This is a genomic window from Paenibacillus paeoniae, from assembly GCF_003388735.1.
GTDB classification, from domain to species: domain Bacteria; phylum Bacillota; class Bacilli; order Paenibacillales; family Paenibacillaceae; genus Pristimantibacillus; species Pristimantibacillus paeoniae.
Genome location: NZ_QUBQ01000001.1, coordinates 2,221,203 through 2,239,127, shown reverse-complemented (window position 1 = coordinate 2,239,127; position 17,925 = coordinate 2,221,203). Strand labels below are relative to the sequence as shown.

The window sequence follows — 17,925 nt, the reverse complement described above, 5'->3', positions numbered from 1 at the left end:
ATTTGCAGCGAGGTCTTTTTTCCAATGAGCGATGTATTCTGATGGAGAGGAATTCGAGAAATGAACCAAGAACGCAGGCAAATGATTGTAAGGGAAATCGATCATTGGCGAAGAAGCAAACTTCTTCCCGATCAATATTGTGATTTTCTGCTGAACTTGTATGCCGATCCAGATGAGGATCAGCCAAAGGCAAGAGCTTCTACTCATACGGTAGGCAAGGCAATTGCAGCTGTTCAGAAGGCAACAGGCAAGCAATGGTTGCTTACATTTGGTTCTTTTACCTTTATTTCCTTCGTTGTGCTTTATTTTAGCCGTTTTCATCCCGCAATGCAAATTGGCGTTGTAATTGGTACCGTCATTGGTTTTCTATGGGTGGGAAGCCGATTGAGAGCCCGTCATGAAGCGGTTGGATTGACATTGACCAGCATTGCCATGCTTACGCTGCTTGGAGGCGGCTTGCATATGCTGAGTCTCCATGAATTGACGCATTGGGGCTGGAAGATGGGAATGGTATCGCTCTGTTCTGTATTCTGGATTATATATGGCATTAAAGCGCGCATTCACGGCTTACATCTGTGTGGCTGGCTTGCGGCACTGCTCGTCTACGGCTGGCTGCTCTCCCGGTTCACTGGAGCTCCTGTATGGTACGAAGTCCAGCTGTACTGGCTGCCGCTTGCCATATTGTTCGGATGGAGTTGCTGGTTTTTCCATCGCTGGACAAAACCTGTATCAGCCATCTTGTTCGTAACTTGTGCACTAGCTTGGTTTATGCCAGAGCTGTATACGCTCGTTGTATTAGATGATTCAGCGTGGCTGCAATTGCAGCTGCTTATTAAAATCGCAATTGGCGGAGGACTGCTCTTCGCTTTGCGCAAGCAATGGATGGTGTGGGTAGCATAATGATTAAATTATCAAGACGTTTGCAACGAATTGCAGATTACATAACAGCAGGCAATCGGGTAGCTGATATTGGCTCCGATCATGCTCTTCTTCCTATTTATTTGCTACAAAGCGGAAGATGCCCTGCGGCGATTGCCGGAGAGCTTAATGAAGGCCCGTATAAAGCGGCCAGAAAAGGCGCTGCCGATGCGGGTTTGCTGCAAAAGCTGGAAGTGCGCAGAGGAGACGGATTGTCCGTTCTTCAAGGCGGCGAAGCGGACAGTGTTACGATTGCCGGCATGGGCGGCAGCTTAATGAGCATGATTCTGGAAGCAGGAGATAAGGCTGGGAAGCTGGAAGGGGTAACAGAGCTTGTGCTTCAGCCCAATGTGGGGGAGGACGATGTGCGACTGTGGCTGCTAGGCAAAGGGTGGCAGCTGTTGGACGAGTCTATATTGGAGGAAGACGGCAAGATATATGAGGTTCTGCATGCCAAAAGATCGGCAGATGCGGCAAAAATCAACGAACAGCTATACGATGGCTCTTTCTTGCCGCTGGAGTGGGACAAGGGAGAGTTGAAGGGGCTTCTTGTGCGAATGGGTCCCCATTTGCTTCGCAAACCGACCTCGGTATTATTGGATAAATGGAAGCTGGAAATCGAAAAGCTGGAGCGGATATGTAAGCAATTAAGCGGATCGGAACTGCCGGAATCAGCTCTGAAAAGAGCACAATTCCAAGGGGATATTAAACGGATTGAGGAGGTGCTTCAATGTTTGCAAACGGCGCAACCATAATACAGTATATGGAGCAGCTGGCTCCCAAACATTATGCGGTCGAGAATGACAAAATTGGCTTGCAGCTGGGCACACTCAACAAAACAGTGTCCAAAGCGCTCATTGCCCTTGATGTGACAGATGAGGTAGTGGAGGAAGCGATCGCAATTGGTGCAAATCTCATTATTGCTCATCACGCCATTATCTATCGCCCGCTGGCCAAGCTGGACACATCAACTCCAGCAGGCAAGCTATATGAAAAGTTGATTAAAAATGACATAGCCGTATATATCTCTCATACGAATCTGGATGTGGCCCACGGAGGCGTAAACGATTGGCTGGCCGATCAAATCGGCATGGAGACGGAAGGGCGTACATGCTTGGAAGAAATTCATACCGATAAGCTCTATAAGCTTGTTGTATTCGTCCCGGAGAGTCATCATGAGGTTGTGCTTGAGGCGATCTGGCGCTCCGGAGCGGGAGAAATCGGTAATTACGGTTGTTGCAGCTTCAACAGCAAAGGAACGGGAACGTTCAAGCCGGGTGAAGGGACGCAGCCATTTATCGGAAGTGAAGGGAAGCTGGAGCGGGTCGATGAAGTGCGGATCGAAGTCATCGTTCCGTACAGTATCCACCGCAAGACGGTGAGCGCAATGCTGAAAGTCCATCCTTATGAGGAAGTGGCTTATGATTTGTATCCGGTTGATCTGAAGGGCAGATCATTTGGACTTGGCCGAGCAGGCAAACTTGTAGAGCCGGCCACTCTTGCCGAATTGGCCCTGAGGCTCAAGGAGTCGTTCGACGTTCCGATGCTGCGGGTTGTAGGCTCTGCGGACCGGCCAATCCGCAAGGCTGCGGTATTGGGCGGTTCAGGGGCTCGTTATGTACGCCATGCTATTTTTGCAGGCGCTGATGTGTTGGTAACGGGGGACATTGATTACCATACGGCTCATGATGCGCTCGCCGCAGGCATGACAATCATTGATGCTGGCCACAACATCGAGAAAGTGATGAAACAACAAGTAGCGGATTGGTTGAATGGCAAGCTGAAGGAGAATAAGTCGGAATCTGTAGCCGTTGCTTCCATTCTTTCGACAGAACCATTCATCTTTATGTAAGCTGATCATAAATCAGGGTTGAGCTTTCGCCGCAAACCTTGTATACTAAATCGTGCATCGGAAAGTTTGACAGACAATCGCTGGCAGCTTGGCTGCGAGAGGAAAGTCCGGGCTCCACAGGGCAGGATGCTGGATAACGTCCAGTCAGCGCGAGTTGAAGGATAGTGCCACAGAAATGGACCGCCGATGGCTGCCGTAAGGCAGCACAGGCAAGGGTGGAACCGTGGTGTAAGAGACCACGAGGAGCGCAGGTGACTACGTTCCTGGTAAACCCCATCTGGAGCAAGACCGAGAGGACGCGGCAGCTTTCGAAGCTGCAGCCTTAGCCCGAGGCGCGTCCGGGTTGGTTGCTGGAGCCATGCAGCAATGTATGGCCTAGATAGATGATTGTCGCTTCACAGTGGGAGGGTCGTTCCCGTTTACACCACTAGAAGTACAGAACCCGGCTTACGGCAAACTTTCCGCACGGAATCCTAATTGAATTCATATGTACAAGAAGCCGCCTGTCGCATGACAGACGGCTTTTTTGTTTGTTTTTTACTATTTGACGATGGAGTCAAGACGGCGTTTTACTTGCTTGGGATAAGTCTGCAGGGTGCCGCTGTAGCTGGTGGCAGCATTCAGCGCCTTCACGATATCGATCTCGCCGTAGCCGAAATAGATATCTTTGCCGCTGGTTCCCAGATCGCGAGCCGAGCTTCGCATGATTTCCATCACTTCCACATTCGTCAACGCCGGATTGGCTGAGCGGATTAAGCCAGCCAGCGCAGCGACGTGAGGACTGGCCATGGATGTTCCTGACAAGGCCGCATACTGGCTGCCTGGATACGTACTGGCTATGCTGTCGCCAGGCGCGGCAACGTCAATGTAATCGCCGTAGTTGGAGAAGGAAGCTTTCTCTTTATTGTTATTGGTTGCGGCAACAGCGAACACTTCAGGATAAGCTGCCGGATAACCGGGGCGTTCCGTATTGTCATTGCCGCTCGCTGCAATGAGAACAACGTCCCGCTCATAGGCGTATTTGATCGCGTCGTGCAGGAAGTCTGCCTGAGCATAGTTGCCAAGGCTCATATTGATCACTTTTGCACCATTGTCGACAGCCCAGATAATGCCTTGCGCGACGGAATACGTAGAGCCTGCTCCGCTGTTATCGAGTACTTTGACGGGCAACATTTTGTTGTACCAGGAAATGCCTGCTACGCCTTCTCCGTTATTGACGGAGGCTCCAATAATGCCGGCGACGTGCGTGCCGTGTCCAACATCGTCATCGGGTGCTTTTTTCTGATCGACGATGTTTTTGCCGCTAAGCAGCTTGCCTTGCAGATCGGGATGGTTGCTCTGCACACCTGTATCCAGAATGGCGATAACGACTCCTTCATCGCCTTTCGATACGTTCCAGCCCTTTTCCGTTTCAATAGAAGGCAAGTTCCATTGATATTTGGAATAGAGTGCGTCATTGGGAATGATGGGATCCCCTGCTGCCCCAGCATTTTCGTTCGTCAAGTACAGATAATGAGGCTCCGTATATCGAGGGTTCCATTTCTGCTTGAAATATTGCATAAGCGCTTTGGTTTCCAGTGATTTCGAGCGGAAGACAAAGGTGTCGCCAATTTGCTGCATGGATTCAAAATGGATATCTTTGCGAATACGTTTCATATCCGCTTCGCTCAAGTCGCGATTGAAGTGAACGACGACATCGCGAATATGATAATGGCTTGCATTGCCGTTATCTTCGCCTGTGCGTACGGTCGTATCGACAGTCGAGTTGGGCTTTACGGATTCAATGCGGTAGTTGCCCTCAGACGGGTAGGGGATAAGCCGCAAGTTTCGCTTCTGATGCATCTCCACCTGCTTGAGAATATCTTGCTTGACGACGCCAACGACGCCGTTTCCATGGTGTTGCTCATCCGGTTCACCAAGCACGATATAACGGCTGCCGTCTGTGCCCTCGAACGGAGGCGATTCATAAGGTGAGCCTTTGGCAACATGAGAAACGGCTTCACGGGTGTAGGAGCCAGATTCATTGGTTTTCGTTGGCGGCAGCTGCCCCCGTTGGTGCGACTGGCCTTTAGAGATCCAGTCCAAATACCCAATATGGGAATGCTCATTCAACAGGGTTTCCATCGTCTGGAGAGCCTTCGCTTGCGACTCGCCTCCAGCGTTCAAAATATTGCGGAAATCCTTTTTGGTCTCTGTTGCAACGAGCAGGGCTGTTGCATTCATGTCATTTTGCAAGGCGGCCAGCTTATGCTTTTGCTCGTGATGTGCGGAAAGCGGCGCAGGCTGGGGTGGCGGCTCCTCATTTTTTTTAGCAGGAGCGTAGAATGGCGTTGCGGGAATAAGCAGCGCGGCTAACGCGATAAGGGTGAAAGCGGCTATCCAAGATTTTCGCATACGGAGTCCTCCATCCATCCAAAATGGTTCATAACATCTTCGTCTTAGATTCCGAATGAAGGGAACAAATTATGCGGTCAATTCGTGAAACGCCAGTACCGTTTCGATGGAATTTGTGGTACGATGTGTGTTGATATAGTTTTTTTTTGTTTGGAATTTGGAAAGGGGATCTACCACCATGCCATCGACTAATGTTAAAGCGCTAGCTGAATCTACACGCGAAAAATTAAAAGGAGCTGTTGCGCAGCTGGAACCGTTCCTCAATGACCACTCCTTAACCCAGCTGACAGGTGAAGAAAGCGGAGAAGATGCGACGATCTTCTATAAAGGACTGCTTTCCGACCTGCGTCATTTGCTCGTATATTCTGAAGTTTCGGTAGAAAAACTGGGCGTATTGCTCAGAAGACCTAATTTGGACCATGAGTTTGGTGAGCGCGCGCTGTATGAAGCATATCATCACTGTGTCAATGCGTTCTTCTATCCGAAAAATGAATGTTATTCCGAAGACGGACGTTACGCTTACACAGGTCAAGATGCAATCCGTTTCAGGTTTAAGCCTGTACGCGAAGCACGCAACGTTGTACTCGGCGTATCCAAGGTGTTCGAAGAGCTCCGCGACGATCTGGCGTATTATGAAAGCGACTATATGACGCAGCGCCGCATGCAAGGCTCAAAATAAGGCAGAATGAATCACTTCCGCGCGAGGAACAATGTGTAGCGGAGGTGATTTTTTATGCCGAAGGGCGTATCCTGCAGCGTCGCGAATTGCAGCTTCTGGGAAGAGGGCAATAATTGCGGCGCAAAAGAAATTATGATCGATATTGACCAACATGCCAAAGGATCGTTTGACTTGGAATTTGCCGGAGATGAGCTGGGTCTGTTCCATCAAGACCAAGCAGCGGAGTCCGCTGCCACTTGCTGCCACACCTTTAAACCAAAGGAGTGATTGGGATGGATCGGAACAGAGACAACGAAGTGGAATACCGAAGGTCTTCCGAACCGGAAACTGAAGCTAATTTCGCGCCCACCAACAGTGGCTACCCCACTCAGATGGTGAACGTCAATGAAGAAATGGGTGCCGACTTTGCTTATGGCATGCCGGTGACGCATACGGAGCGAATAGCGAGCCGTCCCGAGCAGGCGGGCCAGGAAGTCGTAACCGAATCGAAAGGATATGCGCTTGGCTGGGTATCGCTTGTATTCGCTATCGCATCCTGGTTCATCTGGCCGGTACTGATGGGGGCGACTTCAGCCATTCTTGGCTTTATTGCTTATCGTCAAGGCGCAAGAGCGCTTGGTGTATGGTCCATGTCGCTCGGTCTTATCGCAGTCGTGCTTAATCTGGTCATCGTTCCATTTTATTATGCTTTAACTTAAAGCGCATAAAGACAAGGCAAGGCTCCTCCGAATCGGAGGGGCCTATCTTTTACGTCAGCTGGAAAACGGTGTATGATATTGATAGAATAGATATCCACGATTGATATAGAGCAAGTGGAGGGGGAAAAACGATGATCATCGATATATCCCATGTGACGTGGGAGCGCGGAGAAGACATTATCCTGGATGATGTGAGCTGGCAGGTTGGCGAACGAGAGCATTGTTGTTTATTGGGACTTAACGGCTCGGGTAAGACGACGCTGCTCAATATGATAAATGGATACATATGGCCGACTAGCGGGAAAATTAGCGTTTTGGGCCATACATTCGGAGAATACGACTTGCGGGAGCTTCGCAAAAGCATCGGGTGGGTGAGTACCTCTCTTCAACAGAAGCTATATGGAAGCGAAAAAGCTTTGCAAATCGTGCTAAGCGGGAAATTTTCTACCATTGGCGTGTACGATAAGCTGGAGGAAGAAGATATGGAGCGGGCACGAGCCCTTATGGATTCGCTCGGCTGCTCGTCCTTCGTGGAACGCACTTATGATACGTTGTCTCAAGGTGAACGCCAGCGGGTGCTCATAGCGAGAGCGCTGATGAACTCGCCAAAGCTGCTAATTCTGGACGAGCCGTGTACAGGCCTTGATATTTTCGCTAGAGAGAGCCTGCTGTCGATGATTGACGCGATTGCCAAGGGAAAGGATGCGCCGACGCTCATCTACGTTACTCATCATGTAGAAGAAATATTGCCTTGTTTTACAAAAACGCTGTTGCTTAAAAAAGGGCAAGTCTACGCATCGGAGGCAACGGAAAGCTTGATGACTTCCGATCGGATGGGAACATTCTTTGATGTACCGGTTCATATCGAGAATCGTTACGGAAGATATTGGTTATCTGTTAAGGGGGATGCATGGAACATATAACAGAGCCGCGTTCGCGTAGCCGCAAGGCGGCGAACTGGTTCAAGAAGCGTCATGCCCTTCGGCTGAAGCGGGAAGGTTTCGTTACACGGTTTGCCGCAGGCTTGTGTATGCTGTTCAGCGCTGTATCCATGTCTCTCGCCGTGCTGGGAATGCCGACAGGACTTGGTGTATGGATAGATATGTTTATCTTTCTGACGGCCAATGCTTTGCTTATGTTCGTAGTTGGATATGTTTTGTCGTTGCTTTTGTCATATATGTATATACCGCTTCCGCGTAAGCTGACGGCATATGTGGTGTACACGGCCGCTCAAAGCACGGTCATTCTTTATTTCACAGAGCTAGGTACAGTAATCTCTATCCTGCTTAGCGTGACTTATGCTTTGGCAGCATTATTGATCGGACTATTATTTGGTTTTTTGCTGAGTCTGGAGGTTCCTCGCACCGCCAAGGCGGCGCTGGCTGTCGCGTCTGCCGTGCTGATCATCTCAATACCGCTCTATGCTGGCTGGCCTGCTCCGGCCAAGCAGCCGGAACGTGTCGATGCAGCTTCGCAGGACTATGCGGAGCCTCTGGTTGCACCGAGCCGGATTGAAGCAGGTAATCCAGCTGAGCAAGGCAATTACAGCGTTAAGACGTTCAGCTATGGCAGCGGTCAAGACAAACACCGCGATATATTCGGCAAGGGTGTTGACGTTGTAACAGAGACGATTGATGCCTCGGACTATATTACAAGCTGGTCGAAGCTTAAGACGCTGTTCTGGGGCTTTGACGAGCACAGTCTTCCTCTTAATGGCCGCGTATGGATGCCGGAGGGCGAGGGGGAGTTTCCGCTTGTCCTTATTGTGCATGGCAATCATTTGATGGAGTATTTCTCTGATGGAGGATATGGCTACCTGGGTGAGCTGCTGGCAAGTCGAGGCATGATTGCGGTATCTGTTGATGCGAATTATATGAACTATTCCGTTTGGTCGAGCTTGCCTAATGATGATATGAAAATACGCGGATGGCTGCTTCTGAAGCATCTGCAGCAAATTCAGACGTTGTCCGAGGGACAGGATTCGCCCTTTGCCGGCAAGGTAGACTGGGACAAGATAGGATTGATTGGTCATTCCCGCGGTGGTCAGGCTGTTGCCATTGCGGCCGATTGGGATCGCTGGTTCAGAGATGATGTATCGCTCAGCAGTATTCATAACGTTCATATCCAGTCCGTTGTCGCCATTGCGCCGACAGACAAGCGGATAGATGACAAGTCTGCGGCGCTGCTCGATACCAATTACTTCACGATTCAAGGCGCCAAAGACGCGGATGTGAACAATTTCTACGGAGAGCGTCAATATAGTCGTGTGGCGTTCAGCGGTGAATCAGACCGGTTCAAAGCTTCATTGTATCTCTCGCATGCCAACCACAGTCAGTTCAATACCGACTGGGGGACGATGGATGAGCGGCTGCCGGGGGGATTGCTGCTGAACCGTGAAGATTTGCTAAATCCCGAAGATCAGCGGGAAATCGCGAAAGTGTTTATTTCAGCCTTTCTGGAGGCGACCTTGCTTGACCGAGTGGAGTATAAGGCGCTGTTTCAAGATTATCGTTCAGGGCTTCAGTGGCTGCCTCCGACTGACTATGTCAGTCGTTACGAAGGGGCTGATTTCGTTCGGATCGTCCACTTTGACACCTACAACCGGTTCATTAATCATACTGCATATGAAGGGATGGTAGCCGGAGAGAAGGAGAAGCCTAAGGATCGGGATGGCAATACGAAAGGAACATCCGGCATGTCGCTCCAATGGGAAGAGCCGGGAGCCGTCTATGAGCTGGAGCTGTCTGCTGTTGCGGCCCGAGAACTGGAGAAGATCGAAGAGGGCAGCCTTGTATTCTCGCTCTCCAACCTGGAGTGGGATATGGTGACGATGAAGCAGGAAGACGAAGAAATAGCTGCAGATACGGCGCTTGATGGCGAGGAACCGCGGGCTGAGACTAGCGAGCCGGAGCTGCCGCCGTTGCCAAGCATAGAGATCGTACTCACGACTGACTCCGGTGAAGAGCTGTCGGTTGAACTTGAACAATTCATGAGTGTGCCGGAACCTGCATACACTTCATTTTTAAAGATGGGTTTTCTGGAAGACAAAATAAAAAACAACAAGTATCGAAATCCGGTAGAAGCCGTCTATCAAACGTTTATTATTCCAATCGAACTGTTTGGCATGTCGAACGGAGAAACCGAAGAAGAGGCCGAACCACTTACCCCGCAGGAGATCAGCGGCATACAGTTCCGCTTTCAGAGCGAACGCGGCAAGGTAATGCTGGACGATATCGGATTTTTGCCTAGAGGAGGTTCCTATGTCGAATATCGATAATGACCGTAAGGAAGAACAAGCTCGTGTAGAAAGCCTGACGGGATTGATTATAAACAGGATCGAAACGCTCAGAGAAAAAACAGGGGGCATACGGGGAGAGATCGTAGATATCCGGCGTGATTTCTGGGATGACGTCACGGTGAACTTTGAGGATTCCGCCGAATCGGCTGAAACCTTTGCCAGCATGAAGCAACAAGCAGAGCTTCTGTCGGAGCGGGAAAGAAGCCATCGGCATATGAAGGAGCAGCTTGCTACGCTGGAGCGGCTTAAGACCTCTCCTTATTTCGGCCGTATTGATCTTATAGATGAAGCTGATCCGGATGCGAAGCCGGATGTGATTTATCTGGGAGTAGGATCGTTGCTGGATGATTCCGGAGAGGAGTATTTGATCTATGACTGGAGGGCTCCGGTATCCAGTGTATATTATGATTATGGTCCAGGACCGGTAGCGTATGAGACGCCAGCCGGCACGATACGCGGCGAGATGACGCTGAAACGCCAATATATGATTCGCAATGGCCAAATCCGAAGCATGTTCGATACAGGTGTAACCATCGGCGATGAGCTGCTGCAGGAGGTGTTGGGCAAAGGCTCTGATGCCGTAATGAAGACGATCGTCGCAACGATTCAGCAGGAGCAAAACGCCATCATTCGCAATGAACGGGCGAAGCTGCTTATTGTGCAAGGAGCGGCCGGCAGCGGTAAAACATCGGCAGCACTGCAGCGCGTCGCGTATTTGCTGTACCGATACAGGGGCGTGCTGAGCGCTGATCAAATTGTATTGTTCTCGCCCAATCCTATGTTCAACAGTTATGTATCGACAGTTTTGCCGGAGCTGGGCGAACAGAATATGAATCAGACGACCTATCAACAATATTTGGAGCATCGGATCGGAAGAGACTTTACACTGGAAGATCCCTTTACTCAAATGGAATACTCTTTGACCGGCATGAGTGAAAAGAATTATGAGGCTCGTATGGACGGCATCAGGTTGAAATCGCGGGCGGAGTTTATGGAAAGGATTGACGAATACGTATCGACATTGGGCGAATCCGGCCTCGTGTTTAAGTCAATTGTCTTCCGGGGACGTAAGCTGATTAGCGGCAAAGCGATGGCAGAGAAGTTTTATGAGATGGATCACACGGTTACCATTCCGAACAGGCTGCGTTCGCTCAGCCTATGGCTGCTCAAGGAACTGACCGGGCTTGCCAAGCTGGAGCAAAAGAAGAAATGGGTGGACGAAGCTATTGAGCTTCTTGATAATGAAAGCTATGCGCAAGCTTACCAAGAGCTTAGTGGGAAAAAGAGATTCACGGAGCAATCCTATGATGATTTTGACTCGGAGCGCAATTACTTGGCGGCGAAGGTCGTACAGGAGAAGTTCAAGAAGCTGCGCCGTAGCGTGAAGCGAGGCAAATTCCTTAATGTTCCGGCTATTTACAAGTTGTTCTACCAATCCGCTGGAACGATACAAGGTCATTCAAATGTGTCCGATCAATGGGAGCTTATTCGAGAAATTACGCTTGAACAGCTCCTAGAAGGTACGATACCTTACGAGGATGCTACTCCGTATGCTTACTTAAAGGAGAAGCTGGAGGGCTTCCACACGCATACGACAGTGAGGCATTTATTCATCGACGAAGCACAGGATTATTCGGAATTCCAGTATCGCTACTTGAAACGCCTGTTCCCGAATAGCAAATTTACGCTGCTTGGCGATTTTAATCAATCGATTTTCGCCCATTCGGGTACAGGAGAAGTGTTCCATACGCTAAGCATGCTGTTCGATCAAGGCGAGTCTGAGCGTATCACTCTGTATCGCAGCTACCGTTCGACCAGACAAATTGTAGAGTTTGCCAGCCGAATCATCCAAGACGGAGAGCGAATCGAGCCGTTCAATCGGAACGGAACGGAGCCAACTTTGACTCAGGCAGCTTCGAAGGAAGACTTGCCTGCTAGTATTGCCGAGAGGCTGCGCATGCTGGAGAAAGCGGGCTACGAGTCCATAGCGATAATTTGCAAGACTGCTGCGGAAGCCAAGCAAATCAGTGAGCAATTAGCACCGATCTATGCTGGGCTTCGGCTAATCGAGAAGGAAACGGTGACCTTCGAAAAAGGCAATGTCATTATCCCGTCGTATCTGGCGAAAGGCGTGGAGTTCGATAGCGTTATTATTAGCGACGCATCAGAGGAAGCCTATTCGCGCGAAAGCGAGAGGAAGCTGTTCTATACAGCGTGCACGCGCGCTATGCATGAGCTGCATCTCTATTATGCCGGGGAATTGACTCCTTTCCTGCAGAAGTAGTTCTCCGTTACTTGCGAATGGAAGACCATATCTGATGAACATCGACACGGAGCTCCGAGGCGATCAGCTCAGCTGTAAGCCTCTGGGGCTTTTCGATTTTTCCATTTCTCAGCTTTGATATCGTCTGTAAAGAAATGCCGGTCGAGGCTGCCAGCTGCCCGGCAGACATGTCGCGCTTGGCCATCCATATTTTCAGTTTCATGGAAGAATCGACGGTCTGCTCATCGGTTGGGCGGAGATCCCAGACGACAAAAGCCAGCTCGCTGCACTGACCATGCCCGTTCAGAACAGGAAAATAGGAAAGCTCCATATCCAGTTCAATACCGTTTAATTTGCTTGTCTGAATCGTTACATTTTGTTCTTTGTTCAGTCGTGATGTCTCCTGGAGTATCTTCATCATGCGCGGTCGTTCATGCTCTGCAATGAATTGCAGAAGAGTCTCGTCTTCCATGATAGAATCAGGTTCAAACAGGAGCGAGGCCATATTATCGTGCAGCGAGCGAATATGCAAGTGCTGGTCTACAATGCCGCTTATTAGTACTTTGCCTTTCTCAAGCTGCCGGTTGATCCAATTATACGCGGTTAAGTCCTCGAAGATGAGAAAGGCTCTGATCCAGGGGTCATCCGGTTGGCCGGGCAGCGGGATCTGCTCAATCTGGACGTACAAATCGTTCCTTCGTTTGGTCGGCATCTTGATTTCTCGTCTTAAGATTCTTTTTCGCAGATCGATGCGATAATGTTCTTGAAGGTAGCGGCTCTCCGTAGCGAGAATATGGGAAAGTGGGAATCCTGTCAGTTTCATTAATGCTTCATTGGCATCTTCTACTTGTACAATGCCATCCAGCTCCTTCAAGATGAGCATAGGTTGATTCAATAATTGAAAAAGTTGTTGATGAATAGACAAATAAGACCCCCCTCAAAATGGTAAACTCAAGTATATAATTGAACTAAAGTATATGATAACACCTAATCGTTCACAAGGTTGACACAGGCAAGACAAACCAACAGAGTTACAATATGTTTAATTTTTTAAACTTCATCGCCGAAACGGGGCTTACGGGCAGCATGAGGTGTTTTGGCTTGTCTTAGTTCACCATAATGAGCCTACAGTCAGCTTTATTATGCACGTATTTCCAGCTAATATTAATTTCGAACCGCTAAGCAGCGATTTCGCATATAAAGCATTGGATACAACAAGGGGGAACATCGAGTGAATAGCTGCAGCATGGGAGATTGTATAAAACCGGTGAAAGCGAAAGGGCTTTGCGCCATGCATCATCAACGGATGTTAAGACACGGCGATCCTAACATGGTTAGACCTCGTCGTGTGAAGAAAACTATCGAATGCAAGTGGGTCAAATGTGAAGAAGAAGCGGTTTCGAAAGGATATTGTTCGAAACACTACTACATCCAACGAGTAATGAATTTGGTGTAATGTAAAGATTTCATTAAAATCACGTCGAAAAGTGAGGTATTGTGACATATACCTTCTCTTTTTGGTTATGTTTTATGAAAACGGACTGTTTTATTTTCACGGAAGCATGTATAATGAGCGTAAATCCTTTTTCCGGAGGAGGTGAAGCTGCTTATGACAGAAGCGACGCTTGTTGGCTTGTCCGAGGAAGATGTATATTTGTTCAATCAGGGCTCTTCTTATCACAGTTACCGATTTATGGGCGCTCATCCTGCAGTAGTGAACGGTATGCACGGTGTTAGGTTTGCGGTATGGGCTCCTAACGCCAAGGAGGCCCGGGTCATAGGCAGCTTTAATAGCTGGGACGGGAGCGGGCATGTGATGCGCCAAGTCGGAACGACGGGCGTCCATGCGCTGTTCATCCCTTACTTGACGGAGGGGGAAGTGTACAAGTACGAATTGGTCAAAGGGGACGGAACCCCGATCAGGAAAGCGGACCCGTATGCCTTCCACGCCGAACGCCGCCCAGGAACTGCGTCTATCGTGACGGATCTTGCCGGTTACGCATGGAATGACAGTGGTTGGATTCGGCATAAGAATAGCCATACGCCATATGCCAACCCACTTCTTATCTATGAGGCTCATGCTGGTTCGTGGAAGGTGAAAGGGAAAGAAATCTTTTATACCTATGAGGAACTGGCCGATGAGCTGGTTCCTTATGTCTCAGAACTAGGCTACTCGCATATTGAGCTAATGCCGCTTGCCGAGCATCCGCTTGATCAGTCCTGGGGTTATCAAGTTACCGGCTTCTACAGCGCGACAAGCCGTTACGGCAGCCCCAAGGGATTGATGCGCTTTGTGGATGCCTGTCATCAGCACGGTCTTGGGGTCATTCTGGATTGGGTGCCTGGGCACTTCTGCAAGGATGACCATGGCTTGCGGATGTTTGACGGATCTCCGCTCTATGAAGGCTATGACGCAAACCGAGCGGAGCTTCCGTTATGGGGCACGCTGGCATTCGATTTCTCGCGCAGGGAAGTGGTCAGCTTCCTGATCTCCAATGCGCTCTACTGGATGGACCTCTACCACATCGACGGCTTGCGCGTAGACGCAGTTGCCAATATGCTGAACTTGCATATGGATAAGCCGCCTCACATGCACACCTACAACGATATAGGCGGAAGAGACAACCTAGATGCTCTTCGCTTCCTCAAACGATTAAATGAAATGGTATTTCACTATTACCCCGACGCTCTGATGATTGCGGAAGACTCCTCCGCATGGCCTGCTGTGACTTCTCCGACCTATAAAGGAGGACTCGGCTTCAACTTCAAATGGAACATGGGCTGGATGAATGACATGCTTCGCTATATGTCGCTCCACCCCGATGAACGGCCGCATCATCATGGTCTGATTACTTTCTCCTTATGCTACGCTTTTTCCGAAAATTATGTATTGCCGCTCTCGCATGATGAAGTCGTTCATGGCAAACGTTCGCTTCTGAACAAAATGCCGGGCAGTTACGAAGAAAAATTCGCTCAGCTTCGGCTGTTCTACGGCTATTGGATGACTCACCCTGGCAAAAAACTACTCTTCATGGGAGGTGAATGGGGACAATTCGACGAGTGGAAGGACGGCGATATGCTGGACTGGATGCTGCTGGATTATGACAGCCATAGAGATATGCTCGGCTATGTGCGGGCCCTCAATCATGAATACCGCTCGCTTCCCTCGTTATGGGAGAAGGATGCGGAGCCGGAAGGCTTCCAGTGGATCGACGTTCATAATGCGCAGCAATCTGTCATATCCTTTATCCGTCGCGGCCGATCAAGCTTCTCTGTCGTCATTGCCAATTTCTCGAACCGCGATTATGGCGATTACCGGGTCGGCGTGCCTGAGCTCGGCCTGTACGAGATTCGCATCCAGAGCGGGAATAATGCGTTCTGCGCACCGGAATCGAAGCCGCCAGACGGCTATCGTACGGAGGGCGCGAGCTGGCATGGCTACGATCAGAGCATCTCACTTCATCTTCCCCCCTATACGTTCATGCTGCTTGCACCTCGCGAGGGGGACACATTTTAACCAAAGGAGTTGGTGTCCATGGGCCGTAAGGAAATGATCGCTATGCTGCTTGCAGGAGGCGAAGGAAAGAGGCTGGGCGTGCTGACCAAAGATTTGGCCAAGCCTGCTGTCTATTTTGGCGGCAAATACCGCATTATCGATTTTACGCTCAGTAATTGCGCCCATTCAGGCATTGACACTGTAGGAGTGCTTACCCAGTATCAGCCGCTTGAGCTGAATCGTTATTTGGGCATCGGCAGTCCATGGGGACTGGACCGCAGAGACGGAGGCATGACCATCCTGCCGCCGTACATGAAGCAAAAGGGCGGGGTATGGTATAAAGGCACGGCGAATGCCATTTATCAGAACATGGCCTTTATCGAACGATACAACCCGGAGTATGTGCTTGTCATTTCGGGCGACCACATTTACAAAATGGACTATGAGCTGATGCTTCAGCATCATAAACGGTGCGAGGCGGATGTCACGATAGCGGGAATAGCTGTGGACTGGAAGGAAGCCAGCCGCTTCGGCGTGATGCATGTGGATGACGAAGATCGTATTACGGCTTTCGAAGAGAAGCCGAAGAATCCCACTAGCAATATCGCGTCGATGGGCGTCTATATTTTTTCATGGAAGGCGCTCCAAAAGTATTTGATCTACGATGAAGCTAGCCGCGGCTCCAGCCATGACTTCGGCAAGGATGTTATACCGGCTATGATGCGGGATGGACTGCGTCTGCATTGCTATTCGTATAAGGGCTATTGGAAGGACGTCGGAACGATTGAATCGTTGTGGGAGGCGAATATGGACCTGATCGCCGATGAGCCGGAATTAAGCCTCTATGACCCGAAGTGGCGCATCTATTCGGTAAACCCGAACATGCCGGCACAATTAACGACGGAAACGGCGCAGGTCACTTCCTCTTTCGTTACAGAGGGCTGCATATTGGAGGGGACGGTCGACCGCTCGGTGTTGTTTTTCGGTGTGAATGCGGAGAAGGGCAGTTATATCTCGGAATCCGTCATTATGCCTAATGTGCGAATAGGAGAAGGGGCGCGAATTCATCGGGCTATTATTGGTGAGGGAGCCGTTATTCAAGCTGGAGTAATCATTGGCGATCCGCTGGATGATGCGATTACAGTTGTTGCGGTGGATCAGTATGTCGCAGTCGATCATGAACTGTTGGAGGTGGAGCCGTCATGAAGCATAAGGTGCTTGGTGTAGTTAATCTGATTCATGAGACGGACGAGTTGGAACGGCTGACGCAAAGCCGCTGCCTGGCTACCGTCCCATTCGGAGCGAGATACCGGCTGATCGACTTTGTTCTGTCCAGCATGGTCAATTCCGGTATTAGCCAAGTGGCCGTATTCGCTCATACCAAATTTCGCTCGCTGATGGACCATCTGGGCTCCGGCAAGCATTGGGATCTTCAGCATCGGCAGAGCGGGCTGTTCATCCTTCCGCCTGCAACGGATGATATTCAAGAAATCAGCAGGGGAGACCTGTACCACTTCTACCAGCACCGGGATTACTTCGAGCGTTCCACGTGGGAGTACGTTGTTATAACGCGTAGCCATATGGTGTGCAATGTCGACTTTGAAGCGGTCATTAACCATCATCTGGAGCAAGAGGCCGATATCACCGTTGTTTGCAAACGAGAGACTCAGCCGTCACCGGGGAAGGCGCGCAAGGTGAAGATGGAGGATGACGGACGAATTACGTCCATTCAGGATCATTATGGACGCATGCTCAGTGATATCGTCTCGATGGAGATGTATGTCATGCGCAAGGAATTGCTTATGGAGCTGGTCGAAACTTCGCTTGCGCAGGGACAGGATCATCTGGTGCGGCATGCGATCTTCTCCAGACTGGGTCAATTAAAGGTGCACGGCTATATGTACGAAGGTTATTTGGGTGTGGTTAATACGCTGACCAGCTATTACGATCACAGCATGTCGCTGCTGCAGCCGGAGGTATGGAAGGAGCTGTTCTACCAACCCGGACCCATCTATACGAAGGTTAAAGATGAGCCGCCTGCTCGCTACACGTCTGGTTCCCACGTATCCAATTCGCTGATCGCCAACGGATGCAGAATTGAAGGTACCGTGCTGAACAGCATATTGTTCAGGGGCGTGCATGTGGAGAAGGGCGCGCTCATCAAGGACAGTATTATCATGCAGAACGGTAAAGTAGGGGAGAACAGCTTTGTCTCCAACTGTATATTGGACAAAGATGTGCAGGTGGAAGGAAATCGCGATTTGCGCGGTACGGAAGGAACTCCCTTTCTCGCCGGAAAGAAACGTGTGATATAGCATGGCTGCGGA

14 protein-coding genes and 1 other RNA gene are annotated in these 17,925 nt (G+C 50.0%); 13 read left to right on the top strand and 2 right to left on the bottom strand.

The window, feature by feature from the left end:
- The first annotated feature begins 60 nt into the window (after window positions 1-60).
- The 4 genes from DX130_RS10450 to rnpB all read left to right on the top strand — a co-directional run bounded on the left by DX130_RS10450 (window position 61) and on the right by rnpB (window position 3,235).
- Window positions 61-900 carry a hypothetical protein gene (locus DX130_RS10450; protein ID WP_116044970.1) on the top strand — a complete coding sequence of 280 codons (840 nt, stop codon included), beginning with the start codon at window positions 61-63 and terminating at the stop codon, window positions 898-900.
- Window positions 900-1,673, top strand: a complete 774-nt coding sequence (locus tag DX130_RS10445) for a tRNA (adenine(22)-N(1))-methyltransferase (protein ID WP_116044968.1) — start codon at window positions 900-902, stop codon at window positions 1,671-1,673. The genes DX130_RS10450 and DX130_RS10445 overlap by 1 nt, the downstream gene beginning before the upstream one ends.
- A complete protein-coding gene (locus DX130_RS10440) occupies window positions 1,649-2,770 on the top strand; it encodes a Nif3-like dinuclear metal center hexameric protein (RefSeq protein ID WP_116044967.1) in 1,122 nt (373 codons plus the stop codon). Before DX130_RS10445 ends, DX130_RS10440 begins: the two co-directional genes overlap by 25 nt.
- Window positions 2,771-2,831: 61 nt before the next feature.
- Window positions 2,832-3,235, top strand: an RNA gene (gene rnpB, locus DX130_RS10435) — RNase P RNA component class A.
- Window positions 3,236-3,310: 75 nt separating this feature from the next.
- Here rnpB and DX130_RS10430 read toward each other — a convergent pair.
- Window positions 3,311-5,164 (bottom strand): S8 family peptidase, encoded by a 1,854-nt coding sequence (locus DX130_RS10430; protein ID WP_116044965.1) that lies wholly within the window; start codon window positions 5,162-5,164, stop codon window positions 3,311-3,313.
- Window positions 5,165-5,342: 178 nt separating this feature from the next.
- On the opposite strand from DX130_RS10430, the gene DX130_RS10425 reads away from it, so the two are divergent.
- The 6 genes from DX130_RS10425 (at window position 5,343) to helD (ending at window position 12,123) form a co-directional block, all read left to right on the top strand.
- Entirely contained in the window at window positions 5,343-5,843 is a 501-nt protein-coding gene (locus tag DX130_RS10425) for a YpuI family protein (RefSeq protein WP_116044964.1), read from the top strand.
- A 54-nt stretch (window positions 5,844-5,897) separates the two neighbouring features.
- Window positions 5,898-6,110, top strand: a complete 213-nt coding sequence (locus tag DX130_RS10420; protein ID WP_116044962.1) for a DUF1540 domain-containing protein — start codon at window positions 5,898-5,900, stop codon at window positions 6,108-6,110.
- Between the two features lie 5 nt (window positions 6,111-6,115).
- Window positions 6,116-6,541 carry a hypothetical protein gene (locus DX130_RS10415; RefSeq protein ID WP_116044960.1) on the top strand — a complete coding sequence of 142 codons (426 nt, stop codon included), beginning with the start codon at window positions 6,116-6,118 and terminating at the stop codon, window positions 6,539-6,541.
- A gap of 131 nt (window positions 6,542-6,672) precedes the next feature.
- Window positions 6,673-7,464 (top strand): ABC transporter ATP-binding protein, encoded by a 792-nt coding sequence (locus tag DX130_RS10410; protein ID WP_116044959.1) that lies wholly within the window; start codon window positions 6,673-6,675, stop codon window positions 7,462-7,464.
- The gene (locus tag DX130_RS10405; RefSeq protein ID WP_116044958.1) at window positions 7,452-9,818 is read left to right on the top strand and encodes an alpha/beta hydrolase family protein; all 2,367 of its coding nucleotides are present in this window, start codon (window positions 7,452-7,454) and stop codon (window positions 9,816-9,818) included. The genes DX130_RS10410 and DX130_RS10405 overlap by 13 nt, the downstream gene beginning before the upstream one ends.
- Complete coding sequence (gene helD / locus DX130_RS10400) at window positions 9,802-12,123, top strand: RNA polymerase recycling motor HelD (protein ID WP_116044956.1); 2,322 nt, start codon at window positions 9,802-9,804, stop codon at window positions 12,121-12,123. Before DX130_RS10405 ends, helD begins: the two co-directional genes overlap by 17 nt.
- Before the next feature lie 7 nt (window positions 12,124-12,130).
- On the opposite strand, the gene DX130_RS10395 is transcribed toward helD, so the two are convergent.
- A complete protein-coding gene (locus DX130_RS10395; protein WP_116044955.1) occupies window positions 12,131-13,027 on the bottom strand; it encodes a helix-turn-helix domain-containing protein in 897 nt (298 codons plus the stop codon).
- A gap of 684 nt (window positions 13,028-13,711) precedes the next feature.
- Here DX130_RS10395 and glgB point away from each other — a divergent pair.
- Genes glgB through glgD form a run of 3 tightly spaced genes read left to right on the top strand, consistent with a single transcriptional unit; the run spans window position 13,712 to window position 17,913 of the window.
- A complete protein-coding gene (gene glgB / locus DX130_RS10385; protein ID WP_116044951.1) occupies window positions 13,712-15,619 on the top strand; it encodes a 1,4-alpha-glucan branching protein GlgB in 1,908 nt (635 codons plus the stop codon).
- A gap of 18 nt (window positions 15,620-15,637) precedes the next feature.
- Window positions 15,638-16,804 carry a glucose-1-phosphate adenylyltransferase gene (locus DX130_RS10380; protein ID WP_116044950.1) on the top strand — a complete coding sequence of 389 codons (1,167 nt, stop codon included), beginning with the start codon at window positions 15,638-15,640 and terminating at the stop codon, window positions 16,802-16,804.
- On the top strand, window positions 16,801-17,913 hold the full coding sequence (gene glgD, locus DX130_RS10375) for a glucose-1-phosphate adenylyltransferase subunit GlgD (protein WP_116044948.1): 1,113 nt from the start codon (window positions 16,801-16,803) through the stop codon (window positions 17,911-17,913). The genes DX130_RS10380 and glgD overlap by 4 nt, the downstream gene beginning before the upstream one ends.
- Window positions 17,914-17,925: the final 12 nt, after the last annotated feature.

What these genes read in the sequence shown, in the direction of transcription:
- DX130_RS10430 (WP_116044965.1), bottom strand. Translation starts at nt 5,164, where the DNA reads ATGCGAAAATCTTGGATAGCCGCTTTCACCCTTATCGCGTTAGCCGCG.
- DX130_RS10380 (WP_116044950.1), top strand. Translation starts at nt 15,638, where the DNA reads ATGGGCCGTAAGGAAATGATCGCTATGCTGCTTGCAGGAGGCGAAGGA.
- DX130_RS10405 (WP_116044958.1), top strand. Translation starts at nt 7,452, where the DNA reads ATGGAACATATAACAGAGCCGCGTTCGCGTAGCCGCAAGGCGGCGAAC.
- DX130_RS10450 (WP_116044970.1), top strand. Translation starts at nt 61, where the DNA reads ATGAACCAAGAACGCAGGCAAATGATTGTAAGGGAAATCGATCATTGG.
- DX130_RS10445 (WP_116044968.1), top strand. Translation starts at nt 900, where the DNA reads ATGATTAAATTATCAAGACGTTTGCAACGAATTGCAGATTACATAACA.
- glgB (WP_116044951.1), top strand. Translation starts at nt 13,712, where the DNA reads ATGACAGAAGCGACGCTTGTTGGCTTGTCCGAGGAAGATGTATATTTG.
- DX130_RS10410 (WP_116044959.1), top strand. Translation starts at nt 6,673, where the DNA reads ATGATCATCGATATATCCCATGTGACGTGGGAGCGCGGAGAAGACATT.
- DX130_RS10440 (WP_116044967.1), top strand. Translation starts at nt 1,649, where the DNA reads ATGTTTGCAAACGGCGCAACCATAATACAGTATATGGAGCAGCTGGCT.
- helD (WP_116044956.1), top strand. Translation starts at nt 9,802, where the DNA reads ATGTCGAATATCGATAATGACCGTAAGGAAGAACAAGCTCGTGTAGAA.
- glgD (WP_116044948.1), top strand. Translation starts at nt 16,801, where the DNA reads ATGAAGCATAAGGTGCTTGGTGTAGTTAATCTGATTCATGAGACGGAC.
- DX130_RS10425 (WP_116044964.1), top strand. Translation starts at nt 5,343, where the DNA reads ATGCCATCGACTAATGTTAAAGCGCTAGCTGAATCTACACGCGAAAAA.
- DX130_RS10420 (WP_116044962.1), top strand. Translation starts at nt 5,898, where the DNA reads ATGCCGAAGGGCGTATCCTGCAGCGTCGCGAATTGCAGCTTCTGGGAA.
- DX130_RS10415 (WP_116044960.1), top strand. Translation starts at nt 6,116, where the DNA reads ATGGATCGGAACAGAGACAACGAAGTGGAATACCGAAGGTCTTCCGAA.